We start from the raw sequence: 22198 nt of genomic DNA on the forward strand, positions 1-22198 counted from the left end.
CCGGGTGTCCTCGACGACGTCCCACGGGAGGGAAGCCATGGCGCGACAGACCACGTTGCACGACGTCGGTACCCTGCGTTTCGACGCGCGGGCCCAGGTCGATCCGGCCGAGGTCAGGAGCGTGCGGGAAGCCGTGCGGGACAGCGGCATCGAGCATCTGTACGTGGTGGTGCACGGCGCCCACAACGACGAGAGCGTGACCCGGGACGCCGACAGCGCCTTTCACGGGATGCTCGCCGACGCGTGGGCGGACGCGGCGGGCGGTGCGGGTTGCCTGACCGTACAGTGGCCTTCCCTGTGTTTCCGGGACGAGGGTGTCTGGGGCATCGCGCAGCAGGTGACGGAGCAGGAACGTGCGGGGCGCCCCGGGATCAGCAAGACCCTGTACGAGGACCTCCTGCGCCATCTGCCCGACGGTTCCGCTCCGTTGGCGGAGATCGCGGAGCTGCTGCGCGAGCAGCCCCCGCACGACAGGGCCTTCGACGACCTCGGGTCGGCGCTGCGGCGGCTGGCGGAGATCCCCTTGCAGGACCCACTGGCCGAATACGCCGCCGACACGGAGGGCGAGATCCTGCCGCAGAGCGACCCGCTCATGCTGTTCGAGGACACCAAGACGGTGTGCGGGGAGTTCGCGGGCGCGCTCAGCGATCTGATGAGCGCCGCAGAGGACCAGGAGCCGGGGGAATCCGGCCGTCAGGAGGACGGGGCCGGTGCGTCAGGTGCCGAGGCGTCTGATGGCGAGACGCCCGACGCCGAGGTGTCCGAGGAAGGCACCCTGCCCGAGATCCGGGTGGCGGGTCACAGGCCGACCGCACCGCGCAGCGACCGGGTGAACAGGGTGGGCACGGTCGCCACGGGCGGCCCGGTCGGGTTGGACCGGCACCGTCAGGGACCTGCCGAGGTGTGGCGAGGTGCTCATGAGCTGTTCCGCCAAGTGGTGCGGCATGTGCTGCGCCGCCGGGCGGGCGCGGTGGGGCAGGCGGGGCTCGGCCCGTGTCTCTCCGCCCTCGTGGAGTCGAGCGAGACACGGATTCACCTGGTCGGACACGGCCTGGGCGGACGCCTGGCGGGCTTCGCGCTGCGGGGCCTTGAGGCAAGGCATTCCGAGTCGGTCACGCTCGCCTCCCTCACGCTGCTCCAGGCGGAGATGTCGCACTTCGTCTTCGCCGACAGCCTGCCCCAGCAGGTCTCCGGGCACGGCGCGCTCTGGAATCAGCGGCGTCTGGTGCAGGGACCTTTGATCTGCACCTTCTCCCATCTCGACACCCACCTGGGCGTGCTGTATCCGCTGTCGGCCCAGATGATCGGCGACTCGGCGGAGATGGCCACGACGGCCCGCAAATGGGGTGCCCTCGGCTTCGACGGCATCCAGGGCGTCGACGGCCCGCCCGACATCACCTTGGACGCCCTGAACGAGATGTCGGCGCGGGACCTGAGCAAGATGCCGTACACGAACGTGGACGCCTCCTCCCTCTTCCGCTCGGCCGACGTCCCGATGGGAGGCCATCACCACGTGATCCGCCCGGAGGTGGGCCGACTCCTGCGGAAGGTGGCGGAGAGCCCCGCGGCCCTCCCCTAGGCACCCGAGCGATCAGTCAGTGCTCCCGGTCTCGGTTCCGGTTCCGGTTCAGGTTCCGGGGAACCGCGAGTGTGCCTTCGAAGTCGAGAAGGGCTCGGTTGAACCTCTTCGGCTGCTCGATGTTGGTGGCGTGCCCGGCGGCGGCGATGACGGCCGAGGTGCCCCGGGGCGCGAACGACGCCGCGGCGGTCGCGTGCGACGGCGGCCAGAACTCGCTCTCGGCTCCGGCCGCGAACAGGACCGGCACACCGGTGGACGCGATCACGGGGCGCCAGTCGGCCTTCGCGTGATCATTGAGCAGGACCCTCTCGCCCGGGGTGAGGGTGCGCTCGCCGCCCTTCATCGCCCTGGCCAGGCGCACCAGTCGCCTGCCGCGCCGCCACAGGGGGGTGCCATGCCCGGTCTCGGGGATGCGCTCGGCGAAGTAGGTGTCGGCGTTGGACTCCTCGTAGCCGTAGAAGCCGTGGGACCAGTCCGCCGTGTTCAGCATCTTCGGGGTCTGGTCCACGACCACGATCCCCGCGAGTCGGTCGGCACCGCACTGCGCGATGTACGACCAGATCGTGTTGCCGCCCATCGAGCCGCCGACGGCCAGCACATCGCGCAGGGACAGAGCGTCCAGGAAGACCCGTACGTCCTGTCCGCGGCGCGCCATGTCGACGCCCGTCTCCGGCCGGTCGGCCTGCCCGTGGCCGCGCAGGTCGACGGAGAGGACCCGGTGTCCGGCCGCCGCGAGCGGACCGGCCTGATAGAGCCAGCTGGTCGCGGACGCCTTGAAGCCCGCGAGCAGCACGACGGGCCGCCCGGCGGGATCGCCCGCCTCCGTGTAATGGAGACGGACGCCGTCGTCCGCCGCGATGTAGGCCATGGGCTCGATTCTCCGTTCTGCGCGCTGGGCGTGCACGACGTGCGTGAGGCGCCTGCCGTGCACGGCTCACAGCGATCGAATCACGGCGCGCGCGCAAACCGTACGGAGGAAACTTCCAGGCTCCCCGCCCCCAGCCGGAGAAATCATCCCGCGTCGGAGGCCTGCTCGAAGCGCTCGGTCAGCTCCCGCAGCCGGGCGCGGTAGGCCTCGACATTGCGGAGCTTGACCTCCTCGAAGCCGCGGACCATGTCGGGCAGCGAGGCGATCTGCACGGCAGTGGCGTGGTTGGCGGGGGTGAGCGCGGAGAGCAGACGGGTGACGCGCCCGGCGTAGTCCGCCAGAAGCGCCCGCTCGACCTTGCGCACCTCGGCCCGCCCGAAGGGGTCGAGCGCGGTGCCCCGCAGCCGCCGCATGCCGTAGAGGGCGGTGAAGCCGGGCCGGAACCAGCCACCCAGCCGGATCTTGCGCTGCATGCCGAGGGCGCGCAGCACCGGCGGCTGGAGGTTCCACTGCGCCCGCGCACCGGGTCCGAACTGCTCGGCCACCTCGGCCGCGACGCCCTCGTCCAGGGCGAGGCGGGCCACTTCGTACTCGTCCTTGTAGGCCATCAGCTTGAACAGGTTCTCCGCGACCGCCGTGGTCAGATCCTCGGCGCCGGGGTTGACCTGCTGCTCGCGTGCGCGGACCGCGTCCACCGTCCGGGCGTACCGGGTGGCGTAGGCGGCGTCCTGGTAGGCCGTCAGTTCGCGGATACGGCGGGCCACGAGCCGGTCGAGCGGCGTGGAATCGGCGGAGGAGTCCACGGCTTGCGTGGCGTCGGCCTGGGAGCGGCGGGAGTCGTCCTTGGCCAGAGCGGCCGTCACCGTGGCGCGGTCCGCCACCCACAGCCGCCCGTAGCGGAACGCCTGGAGGTTGGCCTCCACCGCGACGCCGTTGATACGGATCGCTTCCTCGACGGCCTCGGCGGGCAGCAGCAGCGCGCCGAGCTGGAACCCGACGCCGACCATGAAGGTGTTCAGGTACTGGTCGTCGCCCAGGAGCGCCAGCACCGTCTCGCGCGCGTCCAGCACCTCCGCTCCGGGGCGCACCCGCGCCAGCAGCCGCTCGCTCATCGCCGAGGGGTCGGGGAAGGTCTGGTGCACGTCGGCGACCATGTGACCGGTCGCGACCTTCGCGGTGTTGAGCACCGCCACCGTCCGGTCGGGGGCCGCCACCATGAGGTTGCTCTCGTCGGCGGCCACCAGGATGTCGCAGCCGAGGTAGAGGTCGCACTCGCCCGCACCCAGCTTGTTGCTGCGCCCCTCCCCCGCCCGGTGGAAGCGGATGTCGGAGACGACCGCGCCGCCCTTCTGTGCCAGGCCGGTCTGGTCCAGCGAGCGCGGTGTCCAACCGGCGAGCAGCCCCGCGGTGGCGAGGATCTGAGAGATCGTCACCACGCCGGTGCCGCCGACGCCGGTCAGCCGTACGCCGAAGTCACCGCCCGCGACAGTCGGCACGGGGTCGGCGATCGCGGCCTCACCACGGACACGCGGGTCACGGGCCGTACCCGCGGCGGCGCTCTTGGCCGACTCCACCCCGGTGATGGTCATGAAGGCCGGGCAGTCGCCCTTGAGACAGCTGTAGTCGACGTTGCACGAGGCCTGGTGGATCTGGGTCTTGCGGCCGAACTCCGTCGCGACCGGCTGCACCGACAGGCAGTTGGACTTGTGCCCGCAGTCACCGCAGCCCTCACAGATGCGCTCGTTGATGAACACCCGCGTGGTGGGCTTGTCCAGCTTGCCGCGCTTCCACTTGCGGCGCTTCTCGGTGGCGCACTCCTGGTCGTGGATGAGGACGGTGACGCCGGGAATCCCGGCCAGCGCCCGCTGCGCCTCCTCCGTACGGGCCCGGTCCCACACCGGCACACCGTGCGGCAGCCGCATGCTCCGGGTCCGGCGTACGTCGTCGGTGGTGACGATGATCCGGGCCACCTTCTCGGCGCGCAGGACGTCGACGATCTGGCGCAGGTCCATGGCACCGACCGCGCTCTGCCCGCCGGTCATCGCGACGGCGGAGTTGTAGAGGAGCTTGTAGGTGATGTTCACCCCGGCGGCCACGGCGGCCCTGATCGCCAGCGAGCCGGAGTGGTCGAAGGTGCCGTCACCCAGATTTTGAAGGTAGTGCTCGCGCCGGGTGTAGGGCGCCATGCCGATCCACTGAAGGCCCTCGCCGCCCATCTGGGAGAGGCCGGTGACCGTGCCGACCTGGTCCTCGTCCATGAGCAGCACCATGGCGTGACAGCCGATGCCACCGCCGACCAGCGAGTCGTCCGGAACCTTGGTGGAGCTGTTGTGCGGGCATCCGGAGCAGAAGTAGGGGGCCCGCTTGGGCAGGCTGATCAGCGGGAGCTGAGCGCGGCCGTCGATCCGCTCCAGGCGCTGCCGCTCCACCGGGACACCGCGTGCACCCAGCTCGCGGGCGAGCGGGCGGATCAGCGCGTCGGCGTCGAGCTCACCGTAGGCAGGGATCAGTTCCTTGCCGTGCTCGTCCTCCTTGCCGAAGACCCGGGGCGCACCGGCCCGGCCGTAGAGCGCTTCGCGCACCGCGGTCTCGATGAAGGAGCGCTTCTCCTCGACGACGATGATCTGGTCGAGACCGTCGGCGAACTCGACGATGGTCTCGGCGTCCAGGGGGTAGGGCATCGAGATCTTGAGGAGCCGGATGCCTGCCTCGGTGAGCTGCGCGTCGTTGAGGCCGAGCCGGTCCAGTGCGGCGCGCAGTTCGCGGTAGGTGCGCCCGGAGGCCGCGATCCCTATGACGTCGTCCGCACCGCGCAGTTCGATCCGATTGAGCTGGTTGAGCCGACAGTACTCACGGGCGAGGCGCAGCCGGGTGGTCAGCAGGTCCCGCTCCAGCGGACCGAGGGTGGGCTGGAGGAGGCGGGCGGTCGGCTGGTGGCGGCCCGAGCCCGACGGCAGGACCGGTGCCGGACGCTCGGCACCGAGGTCGACGAGCGAGGAGCCGTCGGCGACCGCGGTGACGATCTTCAACCCCGCGTAGAGGCCGCTGGCCCGCGACAGCTCCACCGCGTGAAGGCCGAGTTCGAGGACCTCCTGCGAGTCGGCCGGGTAGAGGAACGGAATGGCGAGGTCCATCAGCGCGAGCTCCGAGGAGCACGGCACGCTCGACGACTTCGCGGCGGGATCGTCGCCCACGAGCACCAGGGTGCCGCCCGCGGGGTGGGCGCCCATGAGGTTGCCGTGCCGCAGGGCGTCGGTGGCCCGGTCGAGACCCGGTGCCTTGCCGTACCAGATGCCGAGCACGCCGTCGTGCGTGGCGCCGTCAAGGGTGTTGACCAGTTGGCTGCCCTGCACCGCGGTGGCCGCGGCCTCCTCGTTCAGCCCGGGGACGTGCCGCACACTGTTGGCGTCCAGCAACGAACGCAGGCGGCCCAACTCGAGGTCGTACCCCGCAAGCGGCGAACCCTCGTAGCCGGAGACGAAGGTGGCGACGTCCTTGCCCGCAGCCAGATCACGACGGTGCTGGTCGATCGGCAGCCGCGCCAGTGCCTGAATCCCGGTGAGCTGCACGCGACCGGCCGTGGCCTCGTACCGTCGGCGGGGGTCGACCGGCGCGCCGTCGCGTTCACCGTCGTGGGGACGGAAGTCGGCACTGACGAAGGTCGTCATGTCGTTTCCTGTTCAGGCTGGAGGGGCGCGGAGCGAGCGCGCTGGGCACAGTCGCACCAGCATGGGCCCCTGGCCCGCCCCGGGCSCCAATGGGGGCGTGCGCTACCGCCTCCTCGGCCCGAGCCGGGTACTCCGCCCCGACGGCACCTCCGTCGCCGTCGGCGGACCCCGCCTGCGCGCCCTCCTGACCGTGCTCGCCCTGCGCGCGGGCCGCGTGGTGCCCGCCCGCGCCCTGGTCGACGAGGTATGGGCCGCCGAGCCGCCCGCGGACGCGCCGGGCGCCCTGCAAGCCCTGGTCGGCAGGCTCCGCAGGGCGCTGGGCCCGGACGTCATCGCCTCGGTGGACGGCGGCTATCTGCTCCGCGCGCTCCCCGACGACGTGGACGTGTTCCGCTTCGACCGGCTGGTGGGCGAGGGCGTGGACGCGCTGGCCGAGGGCGACGCGCCGAAGGCGGCCGGACTCCTGGACGACGCGCTCGGCCTGTGGGGCGGCGAGCCCCTCGCCGATCTGCCCGACCGCGCGACGCACGCCGCCCGCTGGCAGGCGCGCCGCCTGGACGCCCGCCGGGCGAGGACGGCCGCCGCCCTCGCCCTCGGACAGGCGGAGCAGGTCCTGCCCGAGCTGGGCGCGCTGTGCGACACCCACCCGCTGGACGAGCCGCTGCATGTCCTGCGGCTGCGCGCGCTCAGGGACGCCGGACGCGCGGCGGAGGCGCTGGCCGCGTACGACGGCGTACGGCGCACCCTCGCCGACCGGCTCGGCACCGACCCGGGCCCCGAACTGCGAGCCCTGCACGAGGAGTTGCTCCGCACCCCGGAGCCGAGTGCCGCACCGCGCCCCGAGCCACACCGGGAGCCGCACCCCGAGCCGCCCCGGCAGGGTCCGTCCCGTGCCCCGTCCGACGGCCGCGATCCCGGACGTCCCCGCGCGCCGGAGCGCCCGCCGCGGCCCGGCAACCTCCGCGCCCGCCTGACCTCCTTCGTCGGCCGCGAGGCCGACATCGACGCGCTGCGCGGCGACCTCGCGCGCGCCCGGCTCGTCACGCTGCTCGGCCCCGGCGGCGCGGGCAAGACACGGCTCTCGCAGGAGGCGGCCGAGGCCGTCGCCGGGGATCTGCCCGACGGCGTCTGGCTGGCCGAACTGGCGCCCGTCGAGGACCCCGCGGACGTGCCGGAGGCGCTCCTCACCGCGCTCGGGGCCCGCGAGACCGTGCTGCGCGGCGCCGGTGCCGAGGAGATGCGGGTCTTCTCCGAACGGCACGGCGAGGACCCCGTAGTCCGCCTCGTCGAGCACTGCGCGGGGCGCCGCATGCTGATCATCCTGGACAACTGCGAACACGTCGTCGAGGCCGCCGCCCACCTCGCCGACGAACTCCTCGCCCGCTGCCCCGGCCTGCGCGTCCTCGCCACGAGCCGCGAACCCCTCGGCGTCCCCGGCGAGTCGCTGCGCCCCGTCGAACCGCTGCCCGAACCGGTCGCGCTGCGCCTGCTCGCCGAGCGCGGCGCCGCCGCCAGGCCGGGATTCACCGTCGACGCCGACCCCGAGGCCGCCGCCGAGATCTGCCGCCGCCTCGACGGCCTCCCGCTCGCCATCGAACTGGCCGCCGCCCGGCTGCGGATGCTCACCCCACGCCAGATCGCCGACCGCCTCGACGACCGCTTCCGGCTCCTGACCAGCGGCGCCCGTACGGTCCTGCCGCGCCAGCAGACCCTGCGCGCGGTCGTCGACTGGTCCTGGGAACTGCTCGACGACGCCGAGCGGGCCGTGCTGCGCCGCCTCTCCGTCTTCGCGGGCGGCTGCGACCTGTCGGCCGCCGAAGCGGTCTGCGCCACCGACGGCGGGACGCACGACGTCGCGGGGCCGCTCGGCTCCCTCGTGGACAAGTCCCTCGTCGTCGCCGCACCTTCGGCCCGCTCCGACGGCGGCATGCGCTACCGCCTCCTGGAGACCGTCGCCGAGTACGCGGGCGAACGGCTCGACGAGGCCGGTGACCGCACCGGTGCCGAGCGCGCGCACCTCACGCACTACCGCGAGGTGGCGCGGACCGCCGACCCCGAACTGCGCGGACCCGGCCAGCGCCGCGCCGTCGAGCGCCTGGAGACCGAGTACGAGAACGTACGCACCGCCCTGCGGCACGCCGTGGCCGCCGGGGACGAGCAGGAGGCGCTCTGCCTCGTGCTCTCCCTCTCCTGGTACTGGCAGATCCGCGGGCTGCGCGCGGAGACGCGCAACTGGGCCCGCGACGTCACCGCCCTCGGACCCGACCCCTTCGCGCCGCCCCATGTTCCCGCGCCGCCGCTGTACGAGCCGTGCACGGCCGCGCCTCCTCCGATGAGTCCCGAGGTTCTCCAGGAGGCGCGTCGCGGGGCCCATCTGCTCCATCTCTCCTGCATGGACATGGACATGGAGGAGTGGCAGACGCCGGAGGCCGGGCAGAAGCTGCGCGGCATCAGGACCGTGTACCGCCCCGGTCTGCCGCAGACCTGCCGCACGCCGGGCAACCTCTGGTTCTTCGCGGTGCTGCTCGGCGGCGACCTGGAGCTGCTGCGCGCCACCCTCGACGAGACGGTCGCCGCCTGCCGCGCCTTCGGCTACCGGTGGGAGCTGGCCGCCGCCCTCCAGACGCGGGCCAACATCCTCGCCAACCGGGCCGACTGGGCGGGGGACGCCCGGCGCGACGCGGACGAGGCGCTGCGGGCCTTCGAGGAGCTCGGGGACATGTGGGGCATCGCCGAGGCGCTGTCGGCGCGCGGGGAGTCCTACGAGCAGCGGGGCGAGTTCGTGGCGGCCGCCGCCGACTTCGAGGCCGCCGCGGAGTACTCCGCCCGGCTCGGCGCCCAGGCACAGGTCGCCGTTCTGAAGGCCCGCCTCGGCTCGGTGCTCCTGGAGGCCGACCAGTTCGAGCGGGGTGAGGCGCTGCTGCGGGAGATCCTCGCGGGCAGCGGCCGTGCCGCCGCGGGCGAGGCGATCCCGGCGGCCAGGCTGTTCCTGATCAGCGGTCTCGGGCGGGCCCGCAGGCTCGACGAGGCGCGCGAGCAACTGGAGCTGCTGCGCAATGAGTTCAGCCTGATCGGCTACGCGGTCTTCGACAGCTTCGTGCGCGGCATAGAGGCCTGGATCGCCACGCTCGACGGGCGGCCCGCGCGGGGGCTCGCCATGGCGGGCGAGGCGCTCACGGGCAGCCGCGACTCGCTGGCCCGGATCGTGGCGCCGCAGGGCACCGCCGTCCATCTGTGGATCGCGGCCCACGCCATGGCCGCCCTGGACGGCGGCGGCCGGGCCGAGGACGCCGCCCGCCTCCTGGCGGCCGCCGCCAGGGAGCTGCCGCCGGGCCACTCCCCGAACGCCACCGAGCGGGACATCCGCGACTCCGCCGAACGCCTCGCCCGCGCGGCGCTGGGCACCGCGCGGTTCGAGGCGGCGTACGCGAAGGGCGACGGCCTGTCGCTGGACGAGGCAGTCGCCCTCTGCGCGGGCTGAGCCGGTCCGCCGCCGGGCCGGTCCGGGTCGGGCCGGTCCGGGTCGGTACCTCCCGGGCCGACGTCAGCTCTTGGTGCGGAACTTGTGGATCGCGATCGGCGCCATCACCAGCGTGAGCGCCACCGACCAGCCGACCGTCACCCAGACGTCGTGCGCCACCGGGCCGCCGACCATCAGGCCGCGCGCGGAGTCCGCGAGCGAGGAGAGCGGGTTGTAGTCGGTGAAGGCCTGGAGCCAGCCCGGCATGGACCGGGTCGGCGCGAAGATCGACGAGCCGAACTGGAGCGGCATCAGGACGAGGAAGCCCATCGCCTGCACGGACTGGGCGCTCTTCATCGTGACGCCGAGGACCAGGAAGATCCACATGATCGACGAGCCGAAGAGGGCCGACAGGGCCACCGCGGCGAACAGACCGCCCCAGTCGGTGATGTCGAAACCGACCAGGACACCGACGATCATCATGATCGTCGTCGCGATGAGCATCCGCATCAGCTCGACCACGATCTTGGCGAAGAGGACCGAGCCCTGGCCGATCGGCAGGGTGCGGAAGCGGTCCATGATGCCGGTCTGGAAGTCCTGGTTGAACCCCGTGCCGACCGCCATGGCGATGTTCATGCTCATCATCGCCATCATGCCGGGGACCACGTACTGCACGTACTGGTCCTGGCCGCCGCCGAGCGCCTGGCCGATGGAACCGCCGAAGACGTAGACGAACAGGAGCGTGAAGACGATCGGCATCAGGACCGCGTCGAACATCGACTCCGGGTCCTGGCGGATCCAGAGGAGGTTGCGGCGCACCAGCGCGCCGGTGTGGCGCACATGGCCGCGCAGGCCGATGCGGGCGTCCGCGTCCCCCTGGGAGAGGGGCGGGGTGAGAGTGGTGGTGCTCATACGGCGACCTCCTCCAGTTCGGGACGGGCGTCCTGCGGGGTGCTGGCCTTCTGGCCCGTGATGGAGAGGAACACCTCGTCCAGGCTGGGCAGTTCGGTGGCTATCGAGCCGATCGTGATGCCGCGCGCGACGACCGCGCCGACCACCGCGGTGAGCTGCTCGTCGCTGAGGATCGGCACCAGGACGGTGCCGGTCTCGGCGTCCACGGTGGAGGTGGCGATGCCGGTCAGGCCCAGGTCGTCCAGGGTGGACGCCAGCGGGCGGAGCTCCAGCGGGTCGGCCGGGCGGATGCGCAGCGTGCGGCCGCCGACCTTGGCCTTGAGCTCCTCGATGCCGCCCTTGGCGATGACCTTGCCGCGGTCGATGACCGTCAGCTCGGAGGCGAGCTGCTCGGCCTCTTCCATGTACTGCGTGGTGAGCAGGACGGTCACGCCGTCGCCGACCATGCGCTTGACCTCCGCCCACACCTCGTTGCGGGTGCGGGGGTCGAGGCCGGTCGTCGGCTCGTCCAGATAGAGCACGGCCGGGCTGCCGATCATCGAGGCGGCCAGGTCGAGGCGGCGGCGCATACCGCCGGAGTAGGTGCCCGCGGGCCGCTTGGCGGCCTCGGTGAGGGAGAACCGCTCCAGCAGGCCGTCGGCGCGCGCCCTGGCCTCCTTGCGGGAGAGGTCGAGCAGCCGCCCGATCATGTACAGGTTCTCGCGGCCGGAGAGCTTCTCGTCCACCGCCGCGTACTGACCGGTGAGGCCGATGGCGCGGCGGAGCTGCCGGGGCTGCCGCACCACGTCGAAGCCCGCCACGAGCGCCGTGCCCGCGTCCGGTTTGACCAGGGTGGAGAGGCAGCGCACGAGGGTGGTCTTGCCGGCGCCGTTCGGACCGAGCACGCCGAGGACGGTGCCCTCGCGCACGTCGACGTCCACGCCGTCCAGTGCCTTGGTCTCGCCGTAGTGCTTGACCAGTCCCCTTACGGTGACCGCGCTCCCTGCGCTGCCGGGGTTCTTGTCGATTCGCGTCATGCGGAACAAGATGCCAGGCGCCACCGACAATCGGCCGACATCCCACCGACAGCCCCGGCGCCCGGAACGGCGGACAGCCCGTCGACGGGGGAAATCGACGGGCTGCCATGGTGCCGCGATGGTCTTCGGGCCCCGGCGGGCCGGGTGTTCTAGTGGACCGCGTGCTCGGGCGCCGGGAACGCGCCGTCCACCACCTCGTCCGCGAACGCCCGCGCGGCGTTCGTCATGACGCCCCGCAGGTCCGCGTACTGCTTCACGAAGCGGGGCATCCTGCCGGACGTGAGGCCCAGCATGTCCGTCCAGACCAGGACCTGGGCGTCGCACGCCGAGCCCGCGCCGATCCCGACGGTCGGGATCTGGAGGGACCGCGTGACCTCCTCGGCCAGCTCCGCGGGCACGAGTTCGAGGACGACGGCGAACGCGCCCGCGTCCTGCGCCGCCTTGGCGTCCCGCAGCAGCCGGTGCGCCGCCTCGTCGCCGCGGCCCTGCACGCGGTAGCCCATGGTGTTCACGGACTGCGGGGTCAGGCCCAGGTGGGACATGACCGGGATGCCGGACTGGACGAGCAGCTCGGTCTGGGCGAGGGAGCGTTCGCCGCCCTCCAGCTTCACCGCGCCGACGCCCGCCTCCTTCACCAGCCGGGTCGCCGAACGCAGCGCCTGGACCGCGCCCTCCTGGTACGAGCCGAACGGCAGGTCGCCGACGACCAGGGCGCGGCTCGTGCCCCGTACGACGGCCGCCGAGAGCATGGTGATCTCGTCGAGCGTGACGGGCACGGTGGTCTCGTACCCGAGGTGGCAGTTGCCCGCCGAGTCGCCGACGAGCAGGACGGGGATGCCCGCCTCGTCGAAGACGGACGCGGTCATCGCGTCGTAGGCGGTGAGCATGGGCCACTTCTCGCCGCGCTCCTTGGCGGCGGTGATGTCGCGCACAGTGATGCGCCGGGTGCCCTTGCCGCCGTACAGCGCCTTGCTGCTGTCGGGGCTCCGCGGGGCGTCGGCACTCATCTGGGCAGCCGAAAGCTGCGTCATCGCAACGGCTCCTTCTTGTCATCTCGAAGCGCCCTGACGGCGTCTCCGGACCACGTCCATGGTGGCACCAGGTGCCGCCTCCGGGCTAGTGGCCTCATCGCCCGTGCTCCCAGGATGCGACACCCCGAGTAAAGTCTTTCCAATACGAGACGGGCTCGTATCGAAATGAGGCTAGGCTCGGCCCATGTCAACCTCAGCCCGTCCCACCCCGCCCCGCATCCCGGAATCCGTGCACCGGCGCCGGTGGGCGATCCTCGGGGTGCTCATGCTCAGCCTGCTGATCGTGGTGCTCGACAGCTCGATCCTGAACGTCGCCATCAAGACGATCTCCACCCCGGAGCCGACCGGCCTTGGCGCCACCCAGAGCGAGCTGGAGTGGGCGATCAACTCCTACACCCTCGTCTTCGCGGGGCTGCTCTTCACCGCGGGCCTGCTCGGCGACCGGCTCGGCCGCAAGAAGGTCCTGCTCGCCGGGCTCATCGCCTTCGGCATCGGCTCCGCGCTCGCCGCGCAGTCCGGCTCGCCCGTGGAGCTCATCGCCTACCGCGCGGTGATGGGCCTCGGCGCGGCCTTCGTGATGCCCGCCACGCTCGCCGTGCTCATGCACGTCTTCGAGCGCGAGGAGCAGCCGAAGGCCATCGGGATCTGGGCGGGCGGCGTCGGCCTCGCCATCGCCATCGGCCCGATCACCGGCGGCGTGCTGCTCGACCACTTCTGGTGGGGCTCGGTCTTCCTCGTCAACGTGCCGATCGTGATCATCGTCGTCGCCCTGATGGTCTGGCTCGTGCCCGACTCGCGCGACCCCCGTCCGGGCCGCATCGACCTGGTGGGCGTCGCGCTCTCCGTCATCGGGCTCGTCCTGCTCGTCTACGGCATCATCAAGGGCGGCCAGCTCGCCGACTTCACCGACCCCGCCGTCCTCGGCACCGCGCTCGGCGGCCTCGCCGTCCTCGTCGGCTTCGTGTTCTACGAGAGGCGCAGCGACCACCCGTCCATCGACATCACGTACTTCAGGAACAAGGTGTTCTCGGCGGCGATCAGCGCCATGGCCCTGGTCTTCTTCGCCCTGATGGGCGTGACGTTCTTCGCGGTCTTCTACACCCAGAGCGTGCGCGGCTACTCGCCGCTGGAGACCGGCCTGCTGATGCTGCCGCTCGCCGTCGCCCAGCTCGTCTTCGCGGCGCGCGCCCGGCTCGTCGTCGACCGCTTCGGCGTCCGCGCGACGTGCACCGGCGGGCTGCTCCTGGTGATGGTGACGCTCGCGGCCTTCACGATCCTCGACGCCGACACGCCGATCTGGGTCCTTGAGGTCATCTTCTTCCTGATGGGTACGGGCATCGCGCACATCATGACCCCCACCAGCGTCATGATCATGCAGACCCTGCCGCGCGAGAAGGCGGGCTCCGCCTCCGCGCTGAGCAACACCTTCCGGCAGGTCGGCGGCGCCCTCGGCATCGCGGTCCTCGGCTCGGTGCTCTCCACCGCGTACCGCAACGGCGTGGAGGACGAGCTGACCCGGCTGCCCGAGGGCGCCCGGCACGCCGCGGGCGAGTCCATCGAGGCGACCCTGGGCGTCGCGGCGAAGCTGGGCCCGCGCGGCGAGCCCCTGGTGACCGCGGCCAACGACTCGTTCCTGCACGCCATGCATGTGACGGCGCTGTGGGGCGCGGGTGTCGCCGCGCTCGGCGCGGTGGTCGTCTGGCTCTTCCTGCCGGGCCGCGCGGCGCGGGAGCAGGGGCCGCCGGAGAAGGAGGCGGAGTCCGTGGGCGCGGGCGGCCACTGAGAGAATCGGCCCGGCCGCAGGAGCCGGAAGAACGGAGACGACGTGGTCCGCATCGCCAACGGCGCACACCCCGCCGAGGGGGCCCCGGTGCCCAGGGGCGGCCCCGGGCGCCCCAGGAGCGAGGCGGTGGAACAGGCGATCGTCGAGGGAGTGGTGCGGCTCCTGGAGGAGGGCGTGCCGCTCGCGGAGCTGTCCATCGAGCGGATCGCCCGCACCGCGGGGGTCGGCAAGGCCACCATCTACCGGCGCTGGCCGGGCAGGGAGGCCCTCTTCGTCGACGTCCTGCGCCTCTTCGAGGAGCCCGTGCCCGAGCTGCCGGGCACCTCGATGCGCGACGACCTCGTCCGGCTCCTCGAAGGGCTGCGCAAGCGCGGTCTGACCGTGCGCTCCTCGGCCATGCTGCACAACGTCTTCGCGCAGATGAAGGCCCTGCCCAAGCTCTGGGAGGCCTACCACGCCACCGTCATCGACCCCCGCCGCCGCCTCACCCACGAGGTGCTGCGGCGGGGCGTGGAGAACGGCGAGCTGCGGGCGGACGTCGACATCGGGATGGCCAACGACCTCCTGGTCGGGCCCATGCTGCTGCGCACGATCATGCGCTCGGACACCCCGCTCGACGACGACCTCGCCGAGCGCATCGTCGACACCGTCCTCGAAGGTCTCCGGCCCCAGGCCGGACGCGGGGCGGCCTGAGGCGGCGGGCGCGTGCCGGGACCGGCGGACGCGTGCCGGGACCGGCAAGCGTGAGTATGCGCGTTTCGTCACAGCGGGCGCTCCCGTGCGCCGTTCAGGAACCTCGCGCGCCGTCCCGGTCGTCCTCGTGCCCGTACGGCCGTCGCGGGACGGCATGGACGACACCGATCATCGCCTAGGGTTTCAAGGGCGGGAGTGACGGTGTGCACGGCAGGCAGTGAGGCGACGTAGGCATGGCGCAGCAGGCGTATGTGACGGAGACGGACAGCGGCGGCCCGGGGCCCGAGCGCCCAGGCTCCCGGTTCCGGCGCCTGCTCGACGGCTGGCGCGGTGACCGGGGCATCTGGCGGCGCGGTCTGGTCACGGCGGGCGCGGCGGTCCTCATCGCCCTGGTGATGCTCTTCCACGCGCAGATCCCCAACAACGTGGGCAACCTCGGCAGCCTGACCGAGACGTTCCTGCCCTGGCTCGGCCTCCTCGTCCCGGTGCTGCTCGTGATCGCCGTGGTCCGCAAGTCGGCCACCGCGCTGATCGCCCTGCTGCTGCCGACCGTCATCTGGATCAACTCCTTCGGCGGCCTGATCAGCGACAAGTCCGGCACCGGCGGCGACCTCACGGTGGCCACGCACAATGTGAACGCCGACAACCCCGACCCGACGGGCACCGCCAAGGACGTCGCCGCGTCCGGCGCCGACGTGGTCGCCCTGGAAGAGCTCACCGCGGACGCCGTCCCCACGTACGAGAAGGCCCTCGCGGGTCAGTACAAGTACCACTCGGTGCAGGGCACGGTCGGCCTGTGGAGTAAGTACCCGCTGACCGACAGCAGGCCCGTGGACATCAAGCTGGGCTGGGTCCGCGCGATGCGCGCGACGGTCGACACGCCCAAGGGCCAGGTCGGCGTCTACGTGGCCCATCTGCCCTCGGTGCGCGTGAAGCTCGACGCGGGCTTCACCGCGAGCCAGCGCGACAACAGCGCCGACGCGCTCGGCGAGGCCATCGCCGACGAGCGGCTCGGCAAGGTCGTCCTGCTCGGCGACCTGAACGGCACGATGAACGACCGCGCGCTGAACGCGGTCACCTCCCAGATGCGCTCCACGCAGGGCGCGGCGGGCAACGGCTTCGGCTTCAGCTGGCCCGCGTCGTTCCCGATGGCGCGCATCGACCAGATCATGGTCAAGGGCGTGGAGCCGGTCTCCTCCTGGACCCTGCCGGAGACGGCCAGCGACCACCTGCCGATCGCGGCGCGGGTCGACCTGTCGTCGTGAACCGACCGCGGCCATTTAACGTCGTTGTCGTCTGATCTTGACCCCACGGAATACTGGGTGCGCGAGACTTTGTTCCGTACGTAAACTTACGGACTCCGTCCCCGCACTCCGGCCCATCCCGGCTACGCCGGGAACAGGCCGTCCCCTCAGCTCCGTGGAAGGTACTTCTTCATGCCCCTGGCCCTGCTCGCCCTCGCCGTGGGCGCCTTCGGCATCGGCACGACCGAGTTCGTGATGATGGGCCTGCTGCCCAACGTCGCCGACGACCTGCACATATCCATCCCCACCGCCGGTCACCTGGTCTCCGCGTACGCGCTCGGCGTCGTCATCGGCGCCCCGCTGCTCGCCGCCGTCACCGCGAAGCTGCCCCGCCGCCGCGTCCTGATCGGCCTGATGGTGCTCTTCGTCGTCGGCAACGCGCTCTCCGCCGTGGCCCCCGACAACACGTCGCTGCTCGCCGCCCGCTTCGTCAGCGGCCTGCCGCACGGCGCCTTCTTCGGCGTCGGCGCGGTCGTCGCCACCGGGCTGGTCGGCCCTGAGCGCAAGGCCCGCTCCGTCTCCCTGATGTTCCTCGGCCTGACCGTCGCCAACATCGTCGGCGTCCCCGTGGCCACCGCGATGGGCCAGCAGCTCGGCTGGCGCGCCACCTTCCTCGCGGTCAGCGCCATCGGCCTCGTCGCCATCGCCGCGCTCGCGCTGCTCGTCCCCGCCGACCACGGCCACGGTGACGCCGTCGGCGTCCGGGGCGAACTGCGGGCGCTCGCCAGCGGCCCGGTCTGGCTCGCGCTCGGCACGACGGTCGCGGGCTTCGGCGCGCTCTTCGCCGCCTACAGCTACATCACACCGATGCTCACGGACGCCGCCGGTTACGCGGAGTCCAGCGTCACCATGCTCCTCGCGCTGTTCGGCGTGGGCGCCACCGCGGGCAACCTGCTCGGCGGGCGGCTCGCCGACCACTCCCTGCGGGGCACGCTCTTCGGCGGCCTCACCGCGCTGGCCGTCGTGCTCGCCCTCTTCCCGCTGCTCATGAGCGCCGGATGGAGCGCGGCCCTCGCGGTGGCGCTGCTCGGCATGGCGGCCTTCACCACCGGCTCACCGCTCCAGCTCATGGTCATGGAGAAGGCGGCGGCCGCCCCGTCGCTGGCCTCGTCGGCCAACCAGGCGGCGTTCAACCTCGCCAACGCGGGCGGTGCCTGGATCGGCGGGCTCGCCCTGGCCGCCGGTTTCGGCGTGACCTCGCCCGCGGTCACGGGCGCGGTCCTCGCGGTCCTCGGCCTCGCGGTCGCCGGAGTGGCCTACCTGGTGGACCTCAGGTCCCCGGCGCACGGCACCGAGCGCCTGGTCGCCGCCTCCTCCGGCCCGGCCCGCGTGCACGAGCCGTCCCGCCACTGACCGGGACCGGCTCCCGCACACGTACGGCCTGCCCCGCCGGTCATCGCGGAGCAGGCCGTACGCACATCGCTCGGGCGCGGGTCAGCCCGCGGCGGTCTCCCGCCAGCGGTTGGTGATCGGCAGGCGGCGGTCCTTGCCGAAGCCCTTCGCGGAGATCTTCGTGCCCGGCGGGTACTGGCGCCGCTTGTACTCGGCGGTGTCGACCATCCGCAGCGTCTTCGTGACCAGCTCACGGTCGTAACCGGCGGCCACGATCGCGTCGGCGCCCTGGTCCTTGTCGACGTACAGCTCAAGGATGCCGTCGAGGACCGGGTAGTCGGGCAGCGAGTCCGTGTCGACCTGGTCGGGACGGAGCTCCGCGCTGGGCGGCTTGCTGATGGAGTTCTCCGGGATCGGCGGCGTCTGCCCGCGCTCCCCGGCGGCCCGGTTGCGCCACCGCGCCAGCCGGAAGATCGCCGTCTTGTAGACGTCCTTGATGGGTCCGTACGCGCCCACCGAGTCGCCGTACAGCGTCGAGTACCCCACCGCCAGCTCGGACTTGTTGCCCGGCGCGAGCACGATGTGGCCCTCCTGGTTGGAGAGCGCCATCAGCATCGTGCCGCGCAGCCGCGACTGGAGGTTCTCCTCGGCGAGCCCGGTCAGACCGAGCGCGCCCATGTACGCGTCGAACATCGGGGCGATCGAGACGGTACGGAAGTTGCAGCCGGTGCGGCGCGCCAGCTCCTCCGCGTCGCTGATGGAGTGCTCGGAGGAGTAGCGGGACGGCATGGCCACCCCGTACACGTTCCGCGCGCCGAGCGCGTCGCAGGCGATGGCGGCCGTGAGCGCCGAGTCGATGCCGCCGGAGAGGCCGATCAGGACACTGCTGAAACCGTTCTTCGCGGCATACGCCCGCAGGCCCACCACCAGCGCCGAGTACACCTCCTCGTCGTCGTCGAGCCGCTCGGCGTACCCGCCGGTCAGCTCCGCCTCGTACGGCGGCAGCGGCTCGTCGGAGAGCGTGACGTGCTCGACGCGCAGCCCGTCGTCCACGACACCGGAAGGCGGCACCGCGGCGGCGGCGGGCAGGTCCAGGTCCAGGACGACACAGCCCTCGGCGAACTGCGGGGCCCGCGCGATGACCTCGCCGTCCCGGTCGACGACGATCGAGTCGCCGTCGAAGACCAGCTCGTCCTGTCCGCCGATCATCGCCAGGTACGCGGTGACGCAGCCCGCCTCCTGGGCACGCTTGCGGACCAGGTCGAGCCGCTGGTCGTCCTTGTTCTGCTCATACGGCGAGGCGTTGATGGAGAGCAGCAGACCGGCCCCCGCGGTACGGGCCGCGGGCACCCGGCCGCCGTCCTGCCAGAGGTCCTCGCAGATGGCGAGGGCGACGTCGACGCCGTGCACGCGCAGCACCGGCAGGGTCTCGCCGGGCACGAAGTAGCGGAACTCGTCGAAGACGCCGTAGTTCGGCAGGTGGTGCTTGGAGAAGGTCAGCACGACCTCGCCGCGGTGCAGCACGGCCGCGGCGTTGCGCGGCGCGCCCGCGGGCTGGCCGTAGCGCGGCTTGGCCTCCTCGGTGCGGTCGAGGTAGCCGACGACGACCGGCAGCTCGCCGAAGCCCTCGTCCTTGAGCCGGGCGGCGAGCGCGTGCAGCGCCTTCCGCGAGGCCTGGACGAAGGACGACCGCAGCGCGAGGTCCTCGACGGGATACCCGGTCAGCGCCATCTCGGGGAACGCCACCAGGTGCGCTCCCTGCTCGGCGGAGTGCCGGGTCCAGTGGACGATCGCCTCGGCGTTCCCGGCGAGATCGCCGACGGTCGAGTCGATCTGATTCAGGGCGAGGCGTAGTTGAGGCACGCGCCCCAGTGTAATCGTCAGAGCGACACGATGCCCGGCCGGGCGCGTGCGGCGGGGTGAGCGCCGCCGCACGCGCCGGGTGTCCCGTCAGGAGCGGTAGCCGAGGACCGTCATCATGCCCGCCTCCGCGTGGTAGACGTTGTGGCAGTGGACCATCCACAGCCCCGGGTTGTCCGCGTCGAAGTCCACCGTCAGGGTGCCGTTCGGCAGGACGACCGCGGTGTCCTTGCGGGGGCCGCCCGCCACGTTCGCCAGGGCGAAGGTGTGGCCGTGCAGGTGCACGGGGTGCCACATCGAGGTGGAGTTCGCGAAGACCAGGCGGACCCGCTCGCCCGCGCGCACCGGATGGCGCCTGCCGGGGGAGTAGGGCTTCTTGTCGAAGGCCCAGTCGTACGCGGCCATGCCTCCGGTGAGCCGCAGCCGTACCGTGCGGTCCGGCTTCCGGGAGGGCAGGGCGACGGACTCGGCGGCGCGCAGCTTCTCCGCGGTCAGGAGTCGGCCCGTCAGCTCCTTCGGCCGGACCGAGGCCGTGGGCGCCGTCCCGCCGCCCGTGCGGAGCACCGCGAGCGCGGCGGCCTTCTTGCCCTCGGCCACGGCGGTCAGCGGGAAGACGCCGTCCTTGACGGTGACCAGGACGTCGTACCGCTCGCCCATGCCGAGCAGCAGCGCGTCCGTCCGCGCGTGCTCCACGGGGAAGCCGTCGGTGTGCGTCACCGTCATCTCGTGCCCGCCGAGCGCCACCCGGAAGGCGGTGTCCCCGCCCGCGTTGACGATCCGCAGCCGGACGCGGTCGCCCGGCCGGGCCCTGAACTGGGCGGGAGCCTTCGGCGTACGCCCGTTGACCAGGTAGTACGGGTAGGCGACGTCGCCCGCGTCACCGCCGAGCAGTTCGCTCCGCGCGCCCATCATCATGCGCGAGGGCCCGGACGGCCCCGGTGACGGCTCCCGGGAAGGCGCGGTCCTCGCGGCGGCGTGCTCCATGCCCGCCATGCCGTGGCCGCCGTGGTCCATGCCGCCCGAGCCGCCGTCCCCGCCCATGTCATGGCCGGACATGCCCTTCCGCAGCTCCGCGAGCACACCGTCCGGGGTCGAACCGTCCACCCCGTCGACCCAGTCGTCCAGGACGACCACCCACTCCTTGTCGTACGTCAGGGGCTCCTTGGGGTCCTCGACGATCAGCGGCGCGTACAGGCCGCGGTCCTGCTGGGTGCCGGAGTGCGGATGGAACCAGTACGTCCCCGGGTCGGGGAGCGTGAAGCGGTAGGTGTGGTCCGCCCCGGGCGCGATGTCCTTCTGGGTGAGCCCGGGGACGCCGTCCATGTCGTTGCGCAGGGCGATGCCGTGCCAGTGCAGCGACGTGGCTCGCGGGAGGTGGTTGGCGAGCGTGAGGGCCAGCGTGTCGCCCGCGGTGACCCGGACCTCCCTCCCGGGCAGCGCGTCTCCGTACGCCCAGGTCCGTACGGTGCGGCCGCCGAGATCGATCCTGCTCTCCGCGGCCGTCAGCCGCACGTCGCGGACCCGGCCGCCGCGGGCCCGCTTCCGCTCGGCGGCGGCGACCTCGGGTCCCGCCGGGTCGACATAGCCCGCCGGGTCCGGCGCGCCGCCCCGCTGTTGCGAGCCGGATCGGCCGTGCGAGCCGGAGTGGCCCTCACCCGGGGCGGAGCCGGAGCAGGCCGTCAGGATGCCCGTCCCGGCGACGGCGGCCGCCGCCCCGAGCAGGGTGCGGCGCGAAGGGGTGCGCGGGGTTTCGTTGCGCATGACTGAGTGACACCTCGTCGTGTGGTGCGTGCGAATGGGCGCGTCCGCTGCTTCGGGGGTGGCCCGGTTCCATGTGGTCCGGGCAGGGCGAAGCAGCCGGTGCGCCGGCCTAAAGGCGCAGCACCGACAGACGGGAGAGCAGGGCGCGGGGCGGCGGCGGCTCGGGGCGGTCCGGTCCCCGGAGCCGTCCGGCCGCCGGGGCGCGTGCGAGCGCCCCGCCGGGCCGCCACGGACCGGCCCGCACCAGCACCACGAGCGTGAAGGCGCCGAGCACCGCCAGACACACGGACAGCGGATCCATGGCCATGCCGCCGTGGCCGCCGCTCTCGTCACCGGCGCCGAAGTGCGTCATGCCGTGCGGGGAGCCGTGCGCGGGCCCGGCCATCCGGGTGCCCGGGTCGGTGCCCCGCACCGGGGCGGCCTCGGCCGAGGCCGCTGACCTGGCGCTACCGTGGGCGGGGGAGTGCCCGGAGGCGGTCTCCGCGGGATGTCCCAGCGTATGCATGGTGACGATGCCGAGGAGCAGCGCGGCGAGCAGCAGCAACTGCCCGGTGCCCGTGCGGTTCCGCGTCCTCGCCATACGCGGCACCCTACCCCTCCCGGGTATCCGACGACATGCGGGCTCCCGCCGCGGCGCCGAACATGAGCCCATGACGACCACGGACGCCCCCGCCCAGGAGCTCCGCGCCGGCCGTCCCGCCACGCCACGCGCCGTGCCCGCGCTGCTGCTGCTCGGCGCGCTCCTCTACAGCACCTGGACGGTCGAGGCGGTGCTGCCGACCGGCCTCCCGCCCCTGCGCTCCTACGTCAGCGAACTCGCCGCCGAAGGGGAGCCGTACGGCGCCTTCTTCCGCACGACGGACCTCCTCGCCGGGCTGCTCGTCCTCGCGGGCGCGGTGGGGGCGCTGCTGCCGCGGCGGGCGCGGGGACG

15 protein-coding genes are annotated in these 22198 nt (G+C 72.6%); 7 read left to right on the top strand and 8 right to left on the bottom strand.

Annotated elements, in window-relative coordinates:
* Nucleotides 1–37: 37 nt before the first annotated feature.
* Entirely contained in the window at nucleotides 38–1579 is a 1542-nt protein-coding gene (locus AB8Z36_RS05250; protein ID WP_369211984.1) for a hypothetical protein, read from the top strand.
* A gap of 16 nt (nucleotides 1580–1595) precedes the next feature.
* Here the strand turns inward: AB8Z36_RS05250 and AB8Z36_RS05255 are convergent, their stop codons facing one another.
* Both AB8Z36_RS05255 and AB8Z36_RS05260 read right to left on the bottom strand, forming a co-directional pair.
* Complete coding sequence (locus AB8Z36_RS05255; RefSeq protein ID WP_369211985.1) at nucleotides 1596–2447, bottom strand: alpha/beta fold hydrolase; 852 nt, start codon at nucleotides 2445–2447, stop codon at nucleotides 1596–1598.
* A gap of 143 nt (nucleotides 2448–2590) precedes the next feature.
* Nucleotides 2591–6115, bottom strand: a complete 3525-nt coding sequence (locus tag AB8Z36_RS05260; protein WP_369211986.1) for an indolepyruvate ferredoxin oxidoreductase family protein — start codon at nucleotides 6113–6115, stop codon at nucleotides 2591–2593.
* 61 nt (nucleotides 6116–6176) lie between these two features.
* Between AB8Z36_RS05260 and AB8Z36_RS05265 the strand changes: the two genes are divergently transcribed.
* Nucleotides 6177–9596, top strand: a complete 3420-nt coding sequence (locus tag AB8Z36_RS05265; RefSeq protein WP_369211987.1) for an AfsR/SARP family transcriptional regulator — start codon at nucleotides 6177–6179, stop codon at nucleotides 9594–9596.
* A gap of 63 nt (nucleotides 9597–9659) precedes the next feature.
* On the opposite strand, the gene AB8Z36_RS05270 is transcribed toward AB8Z36_RS05265, so the two are convergent.
* From AB8Z36_RS05270 to panB, 3 genes are all read right to left on the bottom strand, one after another.
* A complete protein-coding gene (locus AB8Z36_RS05270) occupies nucleotides 9660–10487 on the bottom strand; it encodes an ABC transporter permease (RefSeq protein WP_369211988.1) in 828 nt (275 codons plus the stop codon).
* Nucleotides 10484–11503, bottom strand: a complete 1020-nt coding sequence (locus AB8Z36_RS05275; RefSeq protein WP_369211989.1) for an ATP-binding cassette domain-containing protein — start codon at nucleotides 11501–11503, stop codon at nucleotides 10484–10486. The genes AB8Z36_RS05270 and AB8Z36_RS05275 overlap by 4 nt, the downstream gene beginning before the upstream one ends.
* A gap of 149 nt (nucleotides 11504–11652) precedes the next feature.
* Entirely contained in the window at nucleotides 11653–12534 is an 882-nt protein-coding gene (gene panB / locus AB8Z36_RS05280) for a 3-methyl-2-oxobutanoate hydroxymethyltransferase (protein ID WP_369211990.1), read from the bottom strand.
* Nucleotides 12535–12718: 184 nt separating this feature from the next.
* Between panB and AB8Z36_RS05285 the strand changes: the two genes are divergently transcribed.
* The 4 genes from AB8Z36_RS05285 to AB8Z36_RS05300 all read left to right on the top strand — a co-directional run bounded on the left by AB8Z36_RS05285 (nucleotide 12719) and on the right by AB8Z36_RS05300 (nucleotide 17667).
* The gene (locus AB8Z36_RS05285) at nucleotides 12719–14317 is read left to right on the top strand and encodes an MFS transporter (protein WP_369211991.1); all 1599 of its coding nucleotides are present in this window, start codon (nucleotides 12719–12721) and stop codon (nucleotides 14315–14317) included.
* A gap of 51 nt (nucleotides 14318–14368) precedes the next feature.
* Complete coding sequence (locus AB8Z36_RS05290; protein WP_369211998.1) at nucleotides 14369–15010, top strand: TetR/AcrR family transcriptional regulator; 642 nt, start codon at nucleotides 14369–14371, stop codon at nucleotides 15008–15010.
* 233 nt (nucleotides 15011–15243) lie between these two features.
* Nucleotides 15244–16275, top strand: coding sequence for an endonuclease/exonuclease/phosphatase family protein (locus tag AB8Z36_RS05295; protein WP_369211992.1), 1032 nt, complete (start codon nucleotides 15244–15246; stop codon nucleotides 16273–16275).
* Between the two features lie 171 nt (nucleotides 16276–16446).
* Complete coding sequence (locus tag AB8Z36_RS05300; protein WP_369211993.1) at nucleotides 16447–17667, top strand: MFS transporter; 1221 nt, start codon at nucleotides 16447–16449, stop codon at nucleotides 17665–17667.
* 81 nt (nucleotides 17668–17748) lie between these two features.
* Here the strand turns inward: AB8Z36_RS05300 and AB8Z36_RS05305 are convergent, their stop codons facing one another.
* The 3 genes from AB8Z36_RS05305 to AB8Z36_RS05315 all read right to left on the bottom strand — a co-directional run bounded on the left by AB8Z36_RS05305 (nucleotide 17749) and on the right by AB8Z36_RS05315 (nucleotide 21847).
* Nucleotides 17749–19509 (bottom strand): NAD+ synthase, encoded by a 1761-nt coding sequence (locus AB8Z36_RS05305; RefSeq protein WP_369211994.1) that lies wholly within the window; start codon nucleotides 19507–19509, stop codon nucleotides 17749–17751.
* An 87-nt stretch (nucleotides 19510–19596) separates the two neighbouring features.
* The gene (locus AB8Z36_RS05310) at nucleotides 19597–21267 is read right to left on the bottom strand and encodes a multicopper oxidase family protein (RefSeq protein WP_369211995.1); all 1671 of its coding nucleotides are present in this window, start codon (nucleotides 21265–21267) and stop codon (nucleotides 19597–19599) included.
* 109 nt (nucleotides 21268–21376) lie between these two features.
* Nucleotides 21377–21847 (bottom strand): DUF6153 family protein, encoded by a 471-nt coding sequence (locus AB8Z36_RS05315; RefSeq protein ID WP_369211996.1) that lies wholly within the window; start codon nucleotides 21845–21847, stop codon nucleotides 21377–21379.
* A gap of 70 nt (nucleotides 21848–21917) precedes the next feature.
* On the opposite strand from AB8Z36_RS05315, the gene AB8Z36_RS05320 reads away from it, so the two are divergent.
* The coding region (locus AB8Z36_RS05320; protein WP_369211997.1) for a DUF998 domain-containing protein at nucleotides 21918–22198 on the top strand (281 nt) is incomplete at its 3' end.

The organism is Streptomyces flavofungini (genome assembly GCF_041028215.1).
GTDB classification, from domain to species: Bacteria; Actinomycetota; Actinomycetes; order Streptomycetales; family Streptomycetaceae; genus Streptomyces; species Streptomyces flavofungini_B.

What these genes read in the sequence shown, in the direction of transcription:
- AB8Z36_RS05250 (WP_369211984.1), top strand. Translation starts at nt 38, where the DNA reads ATGGCGCGACAGACCACGTTGCACGACGTCGGTACCCTGCGTTTCGAC.
- AB8Z36_RS05255 (WP_369211985.1), bottom strand. Translation starts at nt 2,447, where the DNA reads ATGGCCTACATCGCGGCGGACGACGGCGTCCGTCTCCATTACACGGAG.
- AB8Z36_RS05260 (WP_369211986.1), bottom strand. Translation starts at nt 6,115, where the DNA reads ATGACGACCTTCGTCAGTGCCGACTTCCGTCCCCACGACGGTGAACGC.
- AB8Z36_RS05270 (WP_369211988.1), bottom strand. Translation starts at nt 10,487, where the DNA reads ATGAGCACCACCACTCTCACCCCGCCCCTCTCCCAGGGGGACGCGGAC.
- AB8Z36_RS05275 (WP_369211989.1), bottom strand. Translation starts at nt 11,503, where the DNA reads ATGACGCGAATCGACAAGAACCCCGGCAGCGCAGGGAGCGCGGTCACC.
- panB (WP_369211990.1), bottom strand. Translation starts at nt 12,534, where the DNA reads ATGACGCAGCTTTCGGCTGCCCAGATGAGTGCCGACGCCCCGCGGAGC.
- AB8Z36_RS05285 (WP_369211991.1), top strand. Translation starts at nt 12,719, where the DNA reads ATGTCAACCTCAGCCCGTCCCACCCCGCCCCGCATCCCGGAATCCGTG.
- AB8Z36_RS05295 (WP_369211992.1), top strand. Translation starts at nt 15,244, where the DNA reads ATGGCGCAGCAGGCGTATGTGACGGAGACGGACAGCGGCGGCCCGGGG.
- AB8Z36_RS05300 (WP_369211993.1), top strand. Translation starts at nt 16,447, where the DNA reads ATGCCCCTGGCCCTGCTCGCCCTCGCCGTGGGCGCCTTCGGCATCGGC.
- AB8Z36_RS05310 (WP_369211995.1), bottom strand. Translation starts at nt 21,267, where the DNA reads ATGCGCAACGAAACCCCGCGCACCCCTTCGCGCCGCACCCTGCTCGGG.
- AB8Z36_RS05315 (WP_369211996.1), bottom strand. Translation starts at nt 21,847, where the DNA reads ATGGCGAGGACGCGGAACCGCACGGGCACCGGGCAGTTGCTGCTGCTC.